Here is a 15,098-nt window from a genome sequence, read left to right as displayed (position 1 = left end):
GGTTGGACTAATGGATTTCACTTTCACCGAGGAACAAGAGACCGTCGGTAAAGTGGCGCGTCAGCTGTTCGAGCACCGCGCCACGCCCGAGCATCTGACCGAACTGGAGTCCGGCGACGTGCGCTACGACGCGGGACTGTGGAACGAACTCGCGGCCGCCGACCTACTCGGCATCGCACTACCCGAATCCGCGGGCGGGAGCTGCGGCGGATTCCTGGAATTGGGCGTGCTGCTCAGCGAGGTCGGATTCAGTGTCGCGCCCGTACCTGTCTACGCCACACTCGTTCTGGGCGCGGACACCATTGCGCGACACGGTGATTCCGTTCTGCAGCAAAGATATCTACCCGGCGTGGTCGACGGCAGCACGATCCTCACCGCGGCGCTCGTCGAGCCGGGCAACTCCTCTCCGACCGCACCGCGCACCACCGCACGACTCGACGGCGACACGTGGCGGCTCGACGGTGAGAAGGAGCTGGTGCCCGCGGCGCAACTTGCATCGGCCGTAATTGTGTCGGCCCAGACCGAGGACGGTCCGGCGCTATTCATCGTCGACACCGGAACCGATAGCGTGAGAATCACGCCGGTCCCCACCACCAACGGTGAACCCCACGCCGATGTCGGTTTGACCGGCGCGACCGGCCAACGGCTCACCGAGCATGACGACGGGGACATCGTCGACTCGCTCTACACCCGGGCCCTCGTCGGCCTGTGCGCGATCCAAATCGGTGTTGTGGAAAGGGCTTTGAAACTGGCGGCCGCGTACACCAGCGAGCGTGAACAGTTCGGCCGCCCGATTGGATCCTTCCAGGCCGTCCAGCAGCGCCTCGCCGACGCTTTCATTGACGTCGAAGCCATCCGGTGGACCACATGGCACGCGGCATGGTTGATCGCCCAAGGACGACCGGCCAATCGGGAGGCCGCCATCGCCAAGTTCTGGGCCGCCGAGGCAGGCGCCCGGGTCGCCGCCTCGGCCCAGCAGGTGCACGGCGGCATGGGAATCGACGTCACCTACCCGTTATTCCGTTATTTCCTTTGGGCCAAACAGAACGAACTCGCACTCGGCTCGGCCTCGCAGCAACTGGCCCGACTCGGCAACGCATACCCGGAAGGAAGCGGCAAATGACCTCCACCATCAGGCGCACCACGACTCTGGCGTGGAACACCATCAATGTCGGTGACGAGGTCACACCGATGGACGTGCCCGTGACCACCACGCTGATCGTCGCCGGCGCCATCGCCTCGCGTGACTACATGCCGGTGCACCACGATCGCGACTTCGCCAATTCCCAAGGCTCCAAGGACATCTTCCTCAACATCCTGACCACCAACGGGCTATGCGTGAAGTTTTTGCACGACTGGGCCGGACCGGAGGCGATGGTCAAAAGGCTGTCCATTCGCCTCGGTGTGCCCGCCTACCCGAACGATCCGCTGCACTTCGAAGGCAGCGTCACCGACAAGTCGCCGGCCAACGGCGAGGGCTTGGTCGAGGTCACCTTCACGGGCACCAACAGCCTCGGTACTCATGTCTCCGGCACGGCGAAGCTGAGCCTGCTCGACGGGGTCGATGTATGAGCGGCGGCATCGGCGGGAAAACGGCCCTCGCCGGTATCGGCCAGACCGAGTTCTCCAAGGCGTCCGGTCGCACCGAAATGCAGCTCGCCTGCGAGGCAGTCAAGGCGGCGATCGACGATGCCGGCCTGCGGCCCCGCGATATCGACGGCATGGTGACGTTCACCGTCGACGAGAACGAGGAGATCGAAGTCGCCCGCAACGTCGGCATCGAGAACCTCACGTTCTTCACCAGGGTGCCGCACGGCGGCGGAGCGGCGGCGGGCACCGTGATGCAAGCTGCCATGGCCGTCGCGACCGGCGCAGCCGAGGCGGTGGTGTGCTACCGAGCGTTCAACGAGCGCTCCGGCTTCCGGTTCGGCGGCGCTGGACGCCAACCCGGTGTGACCCCGTTGTGGATGGCTCCCTACGCGCCATTCGCGTTCATGACGCCGGCCGCATGGGTCGCCTTGCACGCTCAGCGGTACATGTCGACCTACGGGGTCACCAACGCCGATTTCGGCAAAATCTCCGTCATCGATCGCAAACACGCCGCCAAGAATCCGGATGCCTGGTTTTATGGCAAGCCGATATCCCTTGAGCAGCACCAGGAGTCACGCTGGATCATCGAACCGGTGCTGCGCCTGCTGGATTGCTGCCAGGAAAGTGACGGCGGCGTCGCGATGGTGGTGACCAGCGTCGAGCGGGCGCGGGATCTGCCCAAGCCGCCCGCCGTCATCACCGCGGCCGCCCAAGGCGCGGCCTACGACGGCGAGGTGATGACGAGTTACTACCGCGAAGAGATTACCGGGCTACCCGAAATGGGGGTGGTCGGCAACAAGCTCTGGCGTGACTCCGGACTGAAACCGAATGACATATCGACGGCGTTCCTCTACGACCACTTCACTCCGTTTGTGTTCACCCAACTCGAGGAACTCGGATTTTGCGGGCGGGGCGAGGCCAAAGATTTCGTATCGATCGACGAGCTGTCACTGGGCGGGCGGATGCCGATCAACACCAACGGCGGCCTGCTGGGCGAGGCCTACATCCACGGGATGAACGGGATCACGGAGGGAGTGCGACAGGTACGCGGCACGTCCCACAACCAGGTCGATCACGTCGAACACGTGCTGGTCACCTCGGGCACCGGCGTCCCGACCAGCGGACTGATTCTCGCGCCCGACAGGTGAGCCGCAGCACCGCTACTCTCAGAGGCAGCTTGAAAGGGGCCTCCATGACGCAGGCAACCGCGACCGACACCCGCGCTGCCATCATCGCGGCGGCCTTCGCGTGCTTTCGGACCCAGAGCCTGGCGAAGACGACCATCGTCGATATCGCGCGGGCCGCCGATGTGTCCCGCAGCACTTTCTACGAATACTTCCGGGACAAGGAGACAATCGTCGAGGCCTGCGCCGAGGCGGCTTCGCAGCGGTTCTACCGCAACATGGCCAAGGCGATCGACCGTCGCGGCGGTAGCACCCTGGAGGGTCGGCTCGTGGAGGCCGCCGTGTTCGTCACCCAGGCACGCAGGGTCGTCGAGCCGGAGGCGTACTTCGACGAGGCGGAAGTCAGCCTGATGATGACGAAGAACGCGGCCATGCTTCTGAAGGAATGCACGGAATTCCTGGCGCCCTACGTATCCGCCGCCAGGCTCACCGGCGAGGTCCGAAGTGATCTCGACATCCCCACTGCGACCGAATGGTTCGCACGGATCCTGTTCTCGCTGTTCACGACTCCGTCGCCAACGATCGACATGCGTGACGACGACGCGGTCGCCGAATTCGTGAGGACCTATGTCGTCAATGGGTTCGTCGACGGCCACGGGCGACGGCGCTAAACGTCTGGCCCTAGCCAACCCTGCGCACCGGAACATTTGACCAGCCACAGACATTCGCCATTGCCACCCGCTGCAGCCCCTCGCGGTCGACTTCGTACTCGGGAAGCAGGTCCAACAGCGCGTCAAGTGCGATGCGGCTCTCCATGCGGGCCAGTGCCGCACCGAGGCAACTGTGTATGCCGTAGCCGAACGCGAGGTTGAAGCCCATCTTGCGCTCTCGATCGATGTCCAACCGGTCGGGATCATCGAACATTCGCTCGTCACGTGTCGCCGAACCCGTGACTAGTATGACCGCACCGCCGGCCGGGATCGTTGTCCCGTAATACGTCACGTCGCGCGTGGCGGTCCGAACCTGATATTGCGAGGGAGCCTCGTAGCGCAGCAGCTCCTCCACCGCGGCGGGGATCTTGCTTCGGTCGTCGCGAAGCTTGCGCCACTGGTCGGGAAAGTCTGCGAAAGCGACCATCGCGTTGCCTACCAGTTTGGTAACCGTTTCGGCGCCCGCCCCGCCGAGCATGGTTGCGAAGCCGGTGATGTCGACGTCGGTCAGCTTCTCCACCATGCCGTCACGTTCGATCTCCGTCTCGATCAAACGGCTGATCATATCGTCTTCGGGGTGGGCCCGACGCTGCTGCACCAGGTCGTAGTAATACAGGCCCGTGTTCACCGACGCCTGGTATCCCCGCTTGGTGGTGGCGATCTCGCCGGGATGGCGCTCTAGAAGCAAATCCAGCCAGACGCGGATCTGATCGCGGTCCTGCTTCGGCACGCCGAGCATCGCCGTGATGACCTCGTTGGGGAACAGGGCCGAGAAGTCGGCGACGACGTCGAAGGCGGCGGGATTCAACGCCTCGACGCGCTCATAAACCTTGTCGCGCACCATGTCTTCCAACGCGGAAATCGCCCGCGGAGTGAACACATTGCTGACCAGCCTGCGCATCTTCTGGTGCTCGGGTGGGTCCATGGAGATGATCACCTTGGGCACCGGGATGGCGTCGTCATGGGCCTTGACCATGTCCAGTGTCGCACCCTTGGCCGATGAAAACGTTTCGTGGTCTTTCGTCGCGGGTGCTACATCCTCGTACCGGGTGAGCGCCCAGAAATCCCACTTCGCGCTGTAGTAGATGGGCGCCTCGTCGCGAAGCCGTCGATAGGTGTCATAAGCCCCGTTGAAGAATTCGGTTGAGAACGGGTCGAATTCGACGGAGATCGCTGAGCTCACACGATCGCCCCGGATTCCTTGTACTTCGTGATCATGTCCCAGTCGATGCCGGCATCCATCAGCACTTCCTCGGTGTGCTGGCCGTGCTCGGGTGCGCCTGGCGGGATGACCGCCTGTTCGTCGAATTGAACGGGGTTGACGGGCAGTGAGAATGGCACGCCGTTGACTGTTCGGGTGTGTGCGACGTAGCCGTTCGCGACGACGGCGGGATCCTGACAAAGCTCGGCCGGCGTCTGCACGATTCCCCAGGCCCCCGAGAGCACCGCCAGAGCCTCGCGCCATTCGGCCAGCGTGCGCTTGGCAAACGCCTCGTCGAGCAGCGCGACCAGACTGACTCGGTTCTCGAACCGCGATGCGGGATCGGCGAATCGCGGATCGTCCACCAACTCGGGAAGGCCGATAACCCGCATCGCCTCGGCGTAGAACTTGTCGAGCTGCAGCATCATCAGCTGCACGTAACGACCGTCTTTCGTCCGGTAGGTCGCCACCAGCGGGTTGGGTGAATCGGCGTGCCCGTATTTGGGAATGGCGCTACCACCATGTATTTGGCTCACCGCGACGTCGGGGCTGAGGTTCCATGCGGCCAACCCGAGAAGGGAAACGTCGACCACCGAGCCTTTCCCGGTCGTTGCCTTTTTGTAGAGCGCTGCGGCGATCCCTCCCGCGATCGTCATCCCTCCGAGCAGGTCGCCGAACGCAGGTCGCGAGCGCACCAACTCATCGGCATCCTCGGTGAGAACAGTGGCGATGCCCCCCCGCGCCCAGTAGGACACACCGTCATAGCCAGGCTTGTCGGCATCTGGCCCCTTCGGCCCGTGTCCCGATCCCCGCACATAAACGATGCTCGGGTTGGCCGCTCTGATGTCCTCGACGTCGATGCCGAGCTTCTTGCGACGCTCCGGCAGGTAACTGGTCAAGAACACATCGCTGGTTCTGGCCAGTTCGCGCACCACTTCCTGGCCGCCCGGCGTGCTCAGATCCACCCCGATGGATTTCTTTCCCCGGTTCGGGATTTCGATCATGTAGTTGATCGAGCCGCCGCCCGCGTCGACGATCCCCATCGTGACCAGGCCGCGCTGCGGATCACCGCCGTCACGCGGCTCGACCTTTATGACTTCTGCGCCCCATTCTGCGAGTACCGCGCCGGCCGAGGGCACGAACGTCCACGCGGCGACCTCCAGCACACGAACTCCGCGGAGCACCTTGTCGTCGTCGGAAATGACGCCCTCCCACCTTGAGATAACTGTCATTTACGTAAATGAGAATGTCACTTTCGCTTTGCATTGTAAACGGGCTACGGCCGGCGCGAGAGCCGCCCGGGTTGCTCGGGATCTCCGTGCTCCCAGAACGCTCGCCAACTCGGCATCCGCTGCGGCATGGCCGCGCGAAGCGGTACGTCCGTCGGCCACCGGATGAACTCCGGCCCGGGCCGTTCGGTCACGTCCACGGAGTACCACGGATGCTCACGCCTCTTGACGAAGTACCACCGACCGTCACGTCGTTCGTACACGTCGTCGTAGCGCATCGTGATCACGTACCACCCGTCGCCGTCCTCGTGCTCCGCGCGACAGTACACCGATCCCGTCGCATGATCAGCGTCGATGAAGTCGAACTCGTGCCCGCAGATCAGGTGGATGCTGCGGTAAAACCGCCGCAGAACCCGGTCATACCAGCGCTGCAACGCATTCCGGCCGCGACCCTGCGTGCCCGCGTCGACATCGTCGACGAAAAGCGCCACCAACGCGTCCACGTCGCGGGCGTCCAGCGCCATGGCATAGCGGCTCGGCAGCTGACTGATCGCCAAACTGGACTCGATCCGATCCAGACGGTCCGGCGCCATGGTTTGCAGTGTAGTTCGACAATGGCATTCCCGAGAACCGGTGTTCTCGTTTGACGAAAAGGGAACTATCCTGTTGAGGCCCAATGAACATCCCACGAGGATCCCGACCACCATGCCCTTCCCGACCATCATCCCCACGATCCCGCGACTGGTGAGATCGTGCGCGGCGAGTCTCGGCGACAAGCCGTTCCTCATCGCCGACGGGCAGGTGCTGACGTACGCCGATCTCGACATGCGATCGTCGCGATTGGCGATGACGCTGCTCGCCGAGGGCATCGGAAAGGGCGACCACGTCGGGATTCTGATGCCCAACAGCGTGGAATGGGCGCTCGCCTGGTTCGCGGCCACCCGGATCGGTGCCGTCGCTGTTCCACTCAACACGTTCTACAAGGCGTCCGAATTGGCCTGGACGGCCCGTCACGCCGACCTGAAAGCGGTCTTGGCATGGTCGGCCTTTCGCAACCACGATTTCGTCGAGCGGCTCGAGGAGGCGTTACCGGGTCTCGCGCAACAGCGTGAACCGGGCCGCATCCTCCTGCGCAAGATACCTTTTCTGCGCACGATCGGGGTGTGGGGACCGTGTGATCGGTCCTGGGCGACGGCATTCGAAGACAAGGAACTACCGGCGGGCATCGATGCCGATTTCCTTCTCGATGTCGAGTCCTGCGTAACCCCCGCCGACGAGGCGATGATCATTTACACCTCGGGCAGCACCGGTGACCCCAAGGCCCCTGTGCACACCCAGGGCACGTTGGTTCGCCACAGTTATAACCTGACCGCCCAATACGGCGTCATCGCCGACACCGTCTTGTTCACCGCGATGCCGTTCTTCTGGGTGGGAGGGTTGATCACCGGATTGCTGGCCGTGATTCATCATGGCGCCACGCTTGTCACTCAGCCGGCGTTCGATGCAGCCGAGGCGTTGGCATTGATGGAGCGGTACCGCGCGACCACCGTGCTGGGTTGGCCACAGCAGGGCAAGTCGTTGTCCGAGCACCCCGATTTCGCCCGGCGCGACCTGAGTTCGGTGCAGCGGACCAGCCTGCCCGCGATGGTGCCGCCGGATCGGCGACCGAAGGGACCGAGTGCCCTTGGCATGACCGAACTGTGCGGAAATCACCTCGGAGTCGATCCGTATCCGCCGCAGCCTCCCGATCGCGCCGAGACCGGAGGCTTCTCGATCGAGGGTCTCAGCCACATCCTCGTCGATCCCGAGACCGGTGTACCGGTCCCGATCGGGACGAGTGGTGAGATCTGGGTTCGCGGTTACTCGTTGATGCAGCGCCTCTACAAGCGTGAGCGCGAGGACGTGTTCACCGCGAACGGGTACTACCGGACCGGTGATTGCGGAGTCGAGTATGACGACGGCTGGATCAAATTCACCGGCCGGTTGGGCGATCTGATCAAGACGGGTGGCGGAACCAACGTCACACCGAGCGAAGTGGAACTGGCACTTGCCGACTGCGAGGGCGTGCTCGAAGCGTATGTGGTCGGCGTCGAGAGCCCCGAGGACGGAACCGTGGTCGCGGCGGCGGTGGTGCCGCGGGGTGATTCGACGCTAGACGGCGAGTCATTGCGGATGCAACTGAGAGGCCGACTCTCGGCATACAAGGTGCCGAAGTTGATCTGGGTTACGTCAAAGCAGAATCTTCCGTTCACCGCGACCGGAAAGATCAAGAAGGTGGAGCTGGCGCAGCAGCTCAGCGGATTACTGGTGCGCAGCTGAGCGTCAATTGGTTCCAACCGCCCCTGTAGGAGAATCCGCATTCTCACATGCGAGAATTGCCTCGACCACGGCCACCAAGGGAGCGATTCATGAGCGACCGGAACTCCAGCATTGCAGGGGCACGGATGCTGGTCATCGGGGCATCCTCGGGCATCGGACAGGCATTGGCCGTTGCCGCCCATTCCCGGGGCGCCAGCGTGGCGCTCGCCGCGCGGCGGCTGGACCGCCTCGCGGAACTGGCCGGCCAACTGCACGGATCGGCGCACGAGCTCGACGTGTCCAACCCCCGCGCCATCGAATCCGTCGTCGGTGACGTTGTGGCCAAATTCGGCAAGCTCGATGCGGTCGTTTTCACCAGCGCCGTGGTGCCGTTCGCCCTGATCGAAGAGACTGAGGTGGAGACTTGGCTGCATGCGTACGCCGTCAATGCCGTCGGCGCCTCCCACGTACTGCGCGCGGTACTTCCGCATTTGGCCGACGACGCCGTGGTCATCGTCGCGTCGAGCCACGACGTCGGGCGGCCTCGCGCAGGTGTGGCTGCCTACCACGCGAGCAAGGCGGCGCTCGACGAGATCCTGCGGTCGTGGCGAGCCGAGCATCCCGATCTCGCCGTGATCCGGGTCAGTGTCGGCCCCACTTGTGACACCGAGATCCTCCGCGGAGCCGATCGCGACCTGCTGGCCCACTTATACCGGGCCTGGGCGCACGAAGGGCAGATTCCCGACGAGATGTCCACGGTCGAAGACGTGGCCAACGCCATGCTTTCCCTCATCGCCATTTCACGCGCCTACCCCACGGTGATCAGCGAGATAGTGCACCTCGCCCCCCGAATCATCAAGCGCCAGCCGGCTCTGACCGACAGCTGATGGAAAGGAGCACGAATGGACCTGGGCTTCAACGGGGCAACGGCGGTGGTCACCGGGGGCAGCAAGGGCATGGGGCTGGCGATCGCCGAGAGTCTCGGGGCAGAAGGCGCTTCGGTGGCGATCATGGCACGCGGCCCGGCTGCGTTGGACTCGGCCGCAAGGAAAATTCGCCGTGCCGGTGCTCCCGAAGTTCTGACGATCAGCGTCGACGTGTCGGATGCCGAGTCGATCACAGCGGCATTCAATTCGATCAGCCTTGCCTGGGACTGCCTGAATGTGTTGGTGCACACCGTCGGCCCGAATGCGGGTGCGTTCGAAGATCTCGACGACGACGACTGGCACGCTGCATTCGATCTCGGTACGCTCTCCGCGGTGCGCTCGGTGCGGGCCGCACTGCCGATGTTGCGGTCGGCCGATTGGGCCCGCATCGTCACGCTCTCGGCGCACTCGATTCAGCGCCAGAGCGCTCGCCTGGTCGCCTACACGGCCACCAAATCGGCGCTGTCGAGCTTCACCAAGAACCTATCTAAAAGCCTTGGCGCCGAGGGCATACTGGTCAACTGTGTGTGCCCCGGCACTATCGTGACCGCCAGTTTCACCGAGATCCTGCGCGATGCGCTCGCCGCAGAAGGTCTGGACTCCTCAGATCCAAAGCATGTCATGACGTGGGTCGAAAGGACCTACGGTCATCCAAGTGACATCGGGCGCGCTGGCTTGCCCGAAGAAGTTGCTTCAGTCACTGCGTATCTGGCCTCGCGGCGGAATGGCTACGTAACGGGGGCCACCGTCAACGTCGACGGCGGATCAGACTTCATCTGACTCTCGGTAAGCGCTTCTCAGTTGACCGTTGAGCGTTAAGTGGCCACTCGGCAGTCAGGTCGAAGGGCCGTCCGGCAGGTTGGTCTCCAGCAGCGTCAAAGGGATTCCGAACAGCGGTTGAAATTTCACTTCGGTGACCTCGAAGCCGTCGCCCTCGACATGCTGGCGAAAATCGGCGGTGGCACCGTACCGCCTCGCGCTGTGCTCGGCCGCATCGCAGTCGGCGGTTCGCACGACCACGGAGAACAGTCCGTCACCGTTACGGGCGAGGAAGTCGGCCGCGCTACCCGCGTCGGTCGGCGCGTCGGCCAGGGGTGATATCAGTTCGAACCCGCGATCCCAATCGAGCCTGATGGCAAGACGCAGCTCCTCGTGGTCGAACGCGTGGAAGCAGAACCCGATAGCGGTCAGGTAATCGGTAGCCTGGTCGAGACGTTCGAGCCCGATTGCAAACACCACGTGGTGCAGCAGCGCGGTTGGCTGAGTCATGCCGGTACTCTAAGCCGTTTTCGAAAGCCAAATTCTCATTTTTCGGGAATTATAATTCCCGCTCCGGTAGGTTCCCAATGTGGCGCTGGAACAGTTCGAATTAGACGGGCAGGTGGCGATCGTGACCGGCGCCGGGCGTGGCGTCGGTGAAGGGATTGCCAAAGTGCTCGCCGAGGCGGGCGCGACGGTGGTCGGGACGGCACGTACGTCGTCCGAAATCGAGTCGACGATCAAGGACATCAAGGCCGCGGGCGGCAACGGACTCGCGGTGACGGCGGACGCACTGGTCCGCGCGGACAGCGAGCGCGCGGTGCAAACCGCTATCGACGAGTTCGGCCGAATCGACATCCTGGTGAACAATGTCGGCTTCGCGACCTACGGCCCGTTCCTCAGCCTTGGCGATGACGACCTTCGCAACACCTTCGACTACTGCGTCACGTCGGCGTTCATCATGAGCCAACTCGTCGTCCCGCACATGCTTGCACTGGGCCGGGGTTCCATCGTCAACATCTCCTCGGGGGCAGGGCGGTTCGGCATTCGCGGACTATTGCCCTACTGCGTAGCCAAAGGCGGCCTCGAGGCACTCACCAGAGCGATGGCACAGGAACTCGCGCCCAAGATCCGGGTTAACGCCATCGCCCTGGGTGCGTTCATGACGACAGGGCTGCAATCGAGTTTCGACCTGCTCCCGGGGTCCGAGGAGAAGTTGAAGCAGCTCACTCCCCTGCACCGCATCGGCGATGTCGCCGACCTCGGCCGACTGACGCTGTATCTGTCGACACGCGACTGTTACGCCACCAACTCGGTGTTCGTCGGCGGGGGCCTGCAGGGTCCGAACTCGGAACTGCCCATTCCCGATCTGTGATCGAATGCGAGTAGGAGCAATGGCCATGACCACCAAGCCTTTACGCGTTGCCGTCATCTCCACCGGTTGGATCAGCAGCCTGGCGATACGCGCTATCGTGCGGCGCCGGCACCTCGAGCTGGTCGGGGTGTGGGTGCACAGCGCGGAAAAGACCGGTCGCGACGTCGGCGAGATCGTCGCATCAGGCAAGATTGGCATTACCACCACCAACAATCTCGACGACATCATCGCGTTAAGACCCGATTGCGTCGTATACGGTGCAGCCAGCGCCGAGATGGATGCGGCCGCGGTGCGCGACTACGTGCGCCTGCTCGGCGGCGGGCTCAACGTCGTCACGACCAACACGCCCGGAATGATGTTTCCCGACAGATGGATTCCCGAGCTCGCCAGCCAGGTGCGCGAGGCGGCCTTATCGGGCGGGGTGACCATCTACACCTCGGGTATCGAGCCGGGCTTCGCCGGTGACCAGTTCGCGGTGTTACTGACAACGTTGTCGAACACAATCCGGTCTATTCGCGCGCAGGAGATCTTCGACTACTCGGCTTATCCGAATCAGGACCTGATGGTCACCGCCATGGGATTCGGCAAGCCGCTCGACTTCACTCCGCTGCTTGAACTCGAGGGTGCCCAGCAGTTCGCCTGGGGGCCACCCATCGGCTTGGTCGCCAAGGCGCTCGGGGTCGAGCTCGACGAGGTCACCGAGTCCTACGAACGCGTGATCACCCCGCGTGATCTCCACGTAGCGTGCGGGATCATTCCCGCCGGGACGGTAGGCGCCGTCCGCGCTGAAACCACCGGCGTGGTCAACGGTCGGCCGGTGATAACCATCGAACACATCAACCGCATGGCTCCCGACCTGGCGCCGGAGTGGGCGACAGCACCCAACGGCACATACCGCCTCATCATCGACGGCCAACCTCATATGCAGTGCGACCTAAGGCTCGGCACCGAGGACACGCCGGAGTCGGCCAACGACAACGCAATGGAGGCGACCGCCATGCGCGTCGTCAACGCCATTCCCTACGTCGTCGATGCCGCCCCGGGAATCGCGACTTCGCTGGATCTGCCGATCACCGCGCCGCGCAACGCCATCGACGTCGGCTAGACGGTGAACATGGGTCCGCGCGGTGCTCCGCGGACCTCGTTGCCGCCGTCGATGGCGAAGCTCTGCCCGGTCATCCAGCTGGATTCGGGTCCGGCCAAGTAGCGCACCCCCGGGGCGATGTCATCCGAAACCCCGAGCCGTCCCAACGGGACACGTTCGAGGAAGCTGCGCGTCAGCTCCTCGAGATGGATATAGCCCTGCGTGGTAGCAGCTTCGGTCAGCCCCGGCCGCACCGCATTGACGCGAATACCGCGCGACCCGAATTCCGATGCGGCGACTCGGATGAGCATCTCAAGCGCGGCCTTGCCCGCCGAATAGTGCCCGAGCCCCTCCATCGGGATCTTGGACGACGTCGACGAGATGAACACGATCGAGCCGCCGTCCATCATCAGCGGTACCGAATAGCGCATCGCGAGGAAGTTCGATCGGAGGTTACCCATAACGAAGTCGGTGAAGGTCGCGAGATCCTGTTCGACGAGTGGGCCCGTACCCCCGCTGGCCACGGTGCCGATCACGATGTTCAGCCGCTTCTTCACGTCGTACGCCGACTGCGCAGCCTGTCTGACGGTGTTCTCGTCTTCCGGATCGCCTTCTTGTAGCACGATTTCAGCATTGGGCGCGACAGCGAGAATGCCCTCTTGGACGGCTTCAAGCCGGGACTGGGACCTGCCCAGCAGATACAGCGCGGCCCCATCGAGGGCCAATAGCTTTGCGCTCGCTTGGGCTATCCCCCCCGATGCGCCGAGGATGAATGCGGTCTGACCGTCGAGCACACCCATGGACCGGACGCTACCACTGATCGCAACATCGATTCTCGATAAACGTTAATGTTTATTCTCGTCTGGTGTAGCGTACGCGTGTGGCCGAGTTGACCGACCGGGTCGCCCTCATCACGGGCGCGGCGCGCGGCCAGGGGCGCGCCCACGCGCAGCGGCTCAGCGCCGATGGCGCCGATGTGATCCTGACCGACCTCGCGGGCCCGCTCCCGACATGCGTCCCATACGATGCCGCAACGCCAGCGGACCTGGCTGCGACCGCGGATTTGGTCAAAGCCAACGGCCGACGGGCCGTCACCGCAATCGTCGACACACGCGACCACGATGGTATGTGCACGGCGGTTACGGAGGCTGTCGCAGAGCTCGGACGACTCGACGTCATCGTCGCCAATGCGGGCATCTGCGTGCCCGCACCATGGGATCAGGTCACGGCCCGCGACTTCCAAGACGTCGTTGACGTGAACCTGGTCGGGACGTGGAACACCGTCATGGCGGGTGCAGGGCACATCATCAACGGCGGCCGGGGCGGGTCGATCATTCTCATCGGCTCCGCTGCGGGGTTGACGATGGAGCCATTCATGATCGCCTACACCGCAAGCAAGCACGCAATCGTCGGACTCGCGCGCGCGTTCGCAGCCGAACTCGGTAAGCACAATATCCGGGTAAACAGTCTTCATCCAGGATCGGTTGCCACCCCGATGGGCACCGGTCGAATGCTGGAGGCGATGGCCGACGCGGCGAGCTCGAACCCCGCTCTGCACAACGGCTTTTCCAAACAGCTACTTCCCAACGCGGTCACAATGCCGGAAGACGTTGCCGGCGCAGTGGCATGGCTGGCATCCGACGAATCGCGGTACGTCACGGCTGCTGCCATTCCCGTCGACGTCGGCGTGACCGGAACCTAGGTGCGCGACTGCCGGCTCACGATCGAAGGTCCCGAGAGCGGTTGAGCGATCACGCCGGGCGCGGCGTCGACGACGTCCGGAATCGCGTTGACAGCGGCCATCGCCGTGACCGCGACGCCTGGGTTCACCCGGTCGGTTGCCGACTGCTCGAAATGCAACTCCACGCTCATACTCGGGCTGCCCTGGAGACGGAACACCATTCCGCCCTCGCCCTCACGTGCGGGCTTCGGCCAGCGATCCGGCCACGGGGTGCTGCTGACTGTCGCGAAGTATTGCACGGCGACAACCGGTCGCGTGCCGACCACGCCGGCCAGTTGCCAGCGGTGGGCACAAATCGTCCCCTCGGGAATGACACCCAGCGCGGTGTCGAGATCCGTCGGCGCAAGCAGCCTCTCCCAATCCAGTTCGATCCGGTCGAGCGTGAATCCGAGGATGTCAGCGATGTAGCGCACGACGGTTTCCCAGTCCTTGTTCACTTTTCCCGAGGCGATGCGAACCGGCACGTGACCTTCGGGCTTCCCGAAGCCCATCGACTCGTGCAAGACGTCCCAGATCGGATACGCCTTGTCCAGATCGAGCGCGTACTCGTCCATCCGATACGAGTCGACCCGACCTGCCCCAGCGAGTAGAGCGGTGGGGATGTTCAGGCTGATGAAACCCGGCTCACTGCCGGTCGCGTAGAAGGTTGAATTCCCTTTCCGCGCTGCACTTTCCAGAGCCTCGCGCCATTCGGTGGGCGCCGCGGCCGGATAGACCAACGGGATGGTCGAGAAGGTCACCACGTTGATGCCCGCCTCGAGGTAGGTGACGATATCTGCGATGGCTTCCTGTTCGCGCCGGACCGCCGTCGCGCAGTACGCGACACAGTCCGGGGCCAGCGCCAAGACCTTTGATGTGTCGCCGGTTGCCTCTACACCGACATCCGCCGCCCCGCAGAGTTGGCCCCCATCCACCCCGACCTTCTCCGGTGTCGACACCTTGACGCCGACCAGTTCCAGCACGGGATCGTCGATGATTGCCCGCAACGCCTCGCGGCCGGTCAATCCCGTACCGATGTGGGCCACGCGGTAGTGGCGCTTAGCATCAGTTGCCAATGTTTA

The 15,098-nt window shown here is 63.8% G+C and carries 16 protein-coding genes; 10 read left to right on the top strand and 6 right to left on the bottom strand.

Annotation, left to right across the window (positions count from 1 at the left end):
• Positions 1-10: 10 nt before the first annotated feature.
• From A5750_RS02575 to A5750_RS02560, 4 genes are read left to right on the top strand one after another with little or no spacing between them, the layout of a single operon-like run.
• On the top strand, positions 11-1,123 hold the full coding sequence (locus A5750_RS02575) for an acyl-CoA dehydrogenase family protein (RefSeq protein ID WP_067261034.1): 1,113 nt from the start codon (positions 11-13) through the stop codon (positions 1,121-1,123).
• A complete protein-coding gene (locus A5750_RS02570) occupies positions 1,120-1,572 on the top strand; it encodes a MaoC family dehydratase (protein WP_066958562.1) in 453 nt (150 codons plus the stop codon). The genes A5750_RS02575 and A5750_RS02570 overlap by 4 nt, the downstream gene beginning before the upstream one ends.
• Positions 1,569-2,738: a lipid-transfer protein gene (locus tag A5750_RS02565; protein WP_067261032.1), complete on the top strand. Its 1,170-nt coding sequence runs from the start codon at positions 1,569-1,571 to the stop codon at positions 2,736-2,738. Before A5750_RS02570 ends, A5750_RS02565 begins: the two co-directional genes overlap by 4 nt.
• 44 nt (positions 2,739-2,782) lie before the next feature.
• Positions 2,783-3,385 (top strand): TetR/AcrR family transcriptional regulator, encoded by a 603-nt coding sequence (locus A5750_RS02560; protein ID WP_067261030.1) that lies wholly within the window; start codon positions 2,783-2,785, stop codon positions 3,383-3,385.
• A gap of 10 nt (positions 3,386-3,395) precedes the next feature.
• On the opposite strand, the gene A5750_RS02555 is transcribed toward A5750_RS02560, so the two are convergent.
• The 3 genes from A5750_RS02555 to A5750_RS02545 are packed head-to-tail and all read right to left on the bottom strand — an operon-like array spanning position 3,396 to position 6,432.
• Positions 3,396-4,607 (bottom strand): cytochrome P450, encoded by a 1,212-nt coding sequence (locus tag A5750_RS02555; RefSeq protein WP_231989107.1) that lies wholly within the window; start codon positions 4,605-4,607, stop codon positions 3,396-3,398.
• Complete coding sequence (locus A5750_RS02550; RefSeq protein WP_066958569.1) at positions 4,604-5,857, bottom strand: CaiB/BaiF CoA-transferase family protein; 1,254 nt, start codon at positions 5,855-5,857, stop codon at positions 4,604-4,606. Before A5750_RS02550 ends, A5750_RS02555 begins: the two co-directional genes overlap by 4 nt.
• A 44-nt stretch (positions 5,858-5,901) precedes the next feature.
• Positions 5,902-6,432: a nuclear transport factor 2 family protein gene (locus A5750_RS02545; RefSeq protein WP_066958702.1), complete on the bottom strand. Its 531-nt coding sequence runs from the start codon at positions 6,430-6,432 to the stop codon at positions 5,902-5,904.
• 127 nt (positions 6,433-6,559) lie between these two features.
• Here A5750_RS02545 and A5750_RS02540 point away from each other — a divergent pair, with 127 nt between their 5' ends.
• The 3 genes from A5750_RS02540 to A5750_RS02530 all read left to right on the top strand — a co-directional run bounded on the left by A5750_RS02540 (position 6,560) and on the right by A5750_RS02530 (position 9,858).
• Positions 6,560-8,173, top strand: a complete 1,614-nt coding sequence (locus A5750_RS02540) for a class I adenylate-forming enzyme family protein (RefSeq protein ID WP_067261151.1) — start codon at positions 6,560-6,562, stop codon at positions 8,171-8,173.
• 89 nt (positions 8,174-8,262) lie between these two features.
• Complete coding sequence (locus tag A5750_RS02535) at positions 8,263-9,039, top strand: SDR family oxidoreductase (protein ID WP_067261027.1); 777 nt, start codon at positions 8,263-8,265, stop codon at positions 9,037-9,039.
• Between the two features lie 15 nt (positions 9,040-9,054).
• Positions 9,055-9,858 (top strand): SDR family NAD(P)-dependent oxidoreductase, encoded by an 804-nt coding sequence (locus tag A5750_RS02530; protein ID WP_067261024.1) that lies wholly within the window; start codon positions 9,055-9,057, stop codon positions 9,856-9,858.
• A 54-nt stretch (positions 9,859-9,912) separates the two neighbouring features.
• Here the strand turns inward: A5750_RS02530 and A5750_RS02525 are convergent, their stop codons facing one another.
• Positions 9,913-10,347, bottom strand: coding sequence for a hypothetical protein (locus A5750_RS02525; RefSeq protein ID WP_066958575.1), 435 nt, complete (start codon positions 10,345-10,347; stop codon positions 9,913-9,915).
• 79 nt (positions 10,348-10,426) lie between these two features.
• On the opposite strand from A5750_RS02525, the gene A5750_RS02520 reads away from it, so the two are divergent.
• Together A5750_RS02520 and A5750_RS02515 are read left to right on the top strand one after the other, a co-directional pair.
• A complete protein-coding gene (locus tag A5750_RS02520) occupies positions 10,427-11,212 on the top strand; it encodes an SDR family NAD(P)-dependent oxidoreductase (protein ID WP_067261022.1) in 786 nt (261 codons plus the stop codon).
• Positions 11,213-11,282: 70 nt separating this feature from the next.
• Entirely contained in the window at positions 11,283-12,317 is a 1,035-nt protein-coding gene (locus tag A5750_RS02515) for a dihydrodipicolinate reductase (RefSeq protein ID WP_082959025.1), read from the top strand.
• On the opposite strand, the gene A5750_RS02510 is transcribed toward A5750_RS02515, so the two are convergent.
• Complete coding sequence (locus tag A5750_RS02510; RefSeq protein ID WP_066958580.1) at positions 12,314-13,096, bottom strand: SDR family NAD(P)-dependent oxidoreductase; 783 nt, start codon at positions 13,094-13,096, stop codon at positions 12,314-12,316. The two genes, A5750_RS02515 and A5750_RS02510, sit on opposite strands and share 4 nt — an antisense overlap.
• Before the next feature lie 80 nt (positions 13,097-13,176).
• Here A5750_RS02510 and A5750_RS02505 point away from each other — a divergent pair, with 80 nt between their 5' ends.
• Positions 13,177-13,998, top strand: coding sequence for a mycofactocin-coupled SDR family oxidoreductase (locus A5750_RS02505; protein ID WP_067261019.1), 822 nt, complete (start codon positions 13,177-13,179; stop codon positions 13,996-13,998).
• Here A5750_RS02505 and A5750_RS02500 read toward each other — a convergent pair.
• Entirely contained in the window at positions 13,995-15,092 is a 1,098-nt protein-coding gene (locus A5750_RS02500; RefSeq protein ID WP_197505331.1) for a dihydrodipicolinate reductase, read from the bottom strand. The genes A5750_RS02505 and A5750_RS02500 overlap by 4 nt on opposite strands.
• Between the last annotated feature and the right edge of the window lie 6 nt (positions 15,093-15,098).

The organism is Mycobacterium sp. 852002-51613_SCH5001154 (assembly GCF_001667425.1).
In the GTDB taxonomy this organism is placed as follows: Bacteria; Actinomycetota; Actinomycetes; order Mycobacteriales; family Mycobacteriaceae; genus Mycobacterium.
This window is presented reverse-complemented; position numbering and strand designations above follow the sequence as displayed.

Excerpts from the sequence above, each read along its gene's own strand:
- A5750_RS02550 (WP_066958569.1), bottom strand. The coding sequence starts at position 5,857 with ATGACAGTTATCTCAAGGTGGGAGGGCGTCATTTCCGACGACGACAAG.
- A5750_RS02575 (WP_067261034.1), top strand. The coding sequence starts at position 11 with ATGGATTTCACTTTCACCGAGGAACAAGAGACCGTCGGTAAAGTGGCG.
- A5750_RS02540 (WP_067261151.1), top strand. The coding sequence starts at position 6,560 with ATGCCCTTCCCGACCATCATCCCCACGATCCCGCGACTGGTGAGATCG.
- A5750_RS02535 (WP_067261027.1), top strand. The coding sequence starts at position 8,263 with ATGAGCGACCGGAACTCCAGCATTGCAGGGGCACGGATGCTGGTCATC.
- A5750_RS02565 (WP_067261032.1), top strand. The coding sequence starts at position 1,569 with ATGAGCGGCGGCATCGGCGGGAAAACGGCCCTCGCCGGTATCGGCCAG.
- A5750_RS02510 (WP_066958580.1), bottom strand. The coding sequence starts at position 13,096 with ATGGGTGTGCTCGACGGTCAGACCGCATTCATCCTCGGCGCATCGGGG.
- A5750_RS02560 (WP_067261030.1), top strand. The coding sequence starts at position 2,783 with ATGACGCAGGCAACCGCGACCGACACCCGCGCTGCCATCATCGCGGCG.
- A5750_RS02530 (WP_067261024.1), top strand. The coding sequence starts at position 9,055 with ATGGACCTGGGCTTCAACGGGGCAACGGCGGTGGTCACCGGGGGCAGC.
- A5750_RS02570 (WP_066958562.1), top strand. The coding sequence starts at position 1,120 with ATGACCTCCACCATCAGGCGCACCACGACTCTGGCGTGGAACACCATC.
- A5750_RS02525 (WP_066958575.1), bottom strand. The coding sequence starts at position 10,347 with ATGACTCAGCCAACCGCGCTGCTGCACCACGTGGTGTTTGCAATCGGG.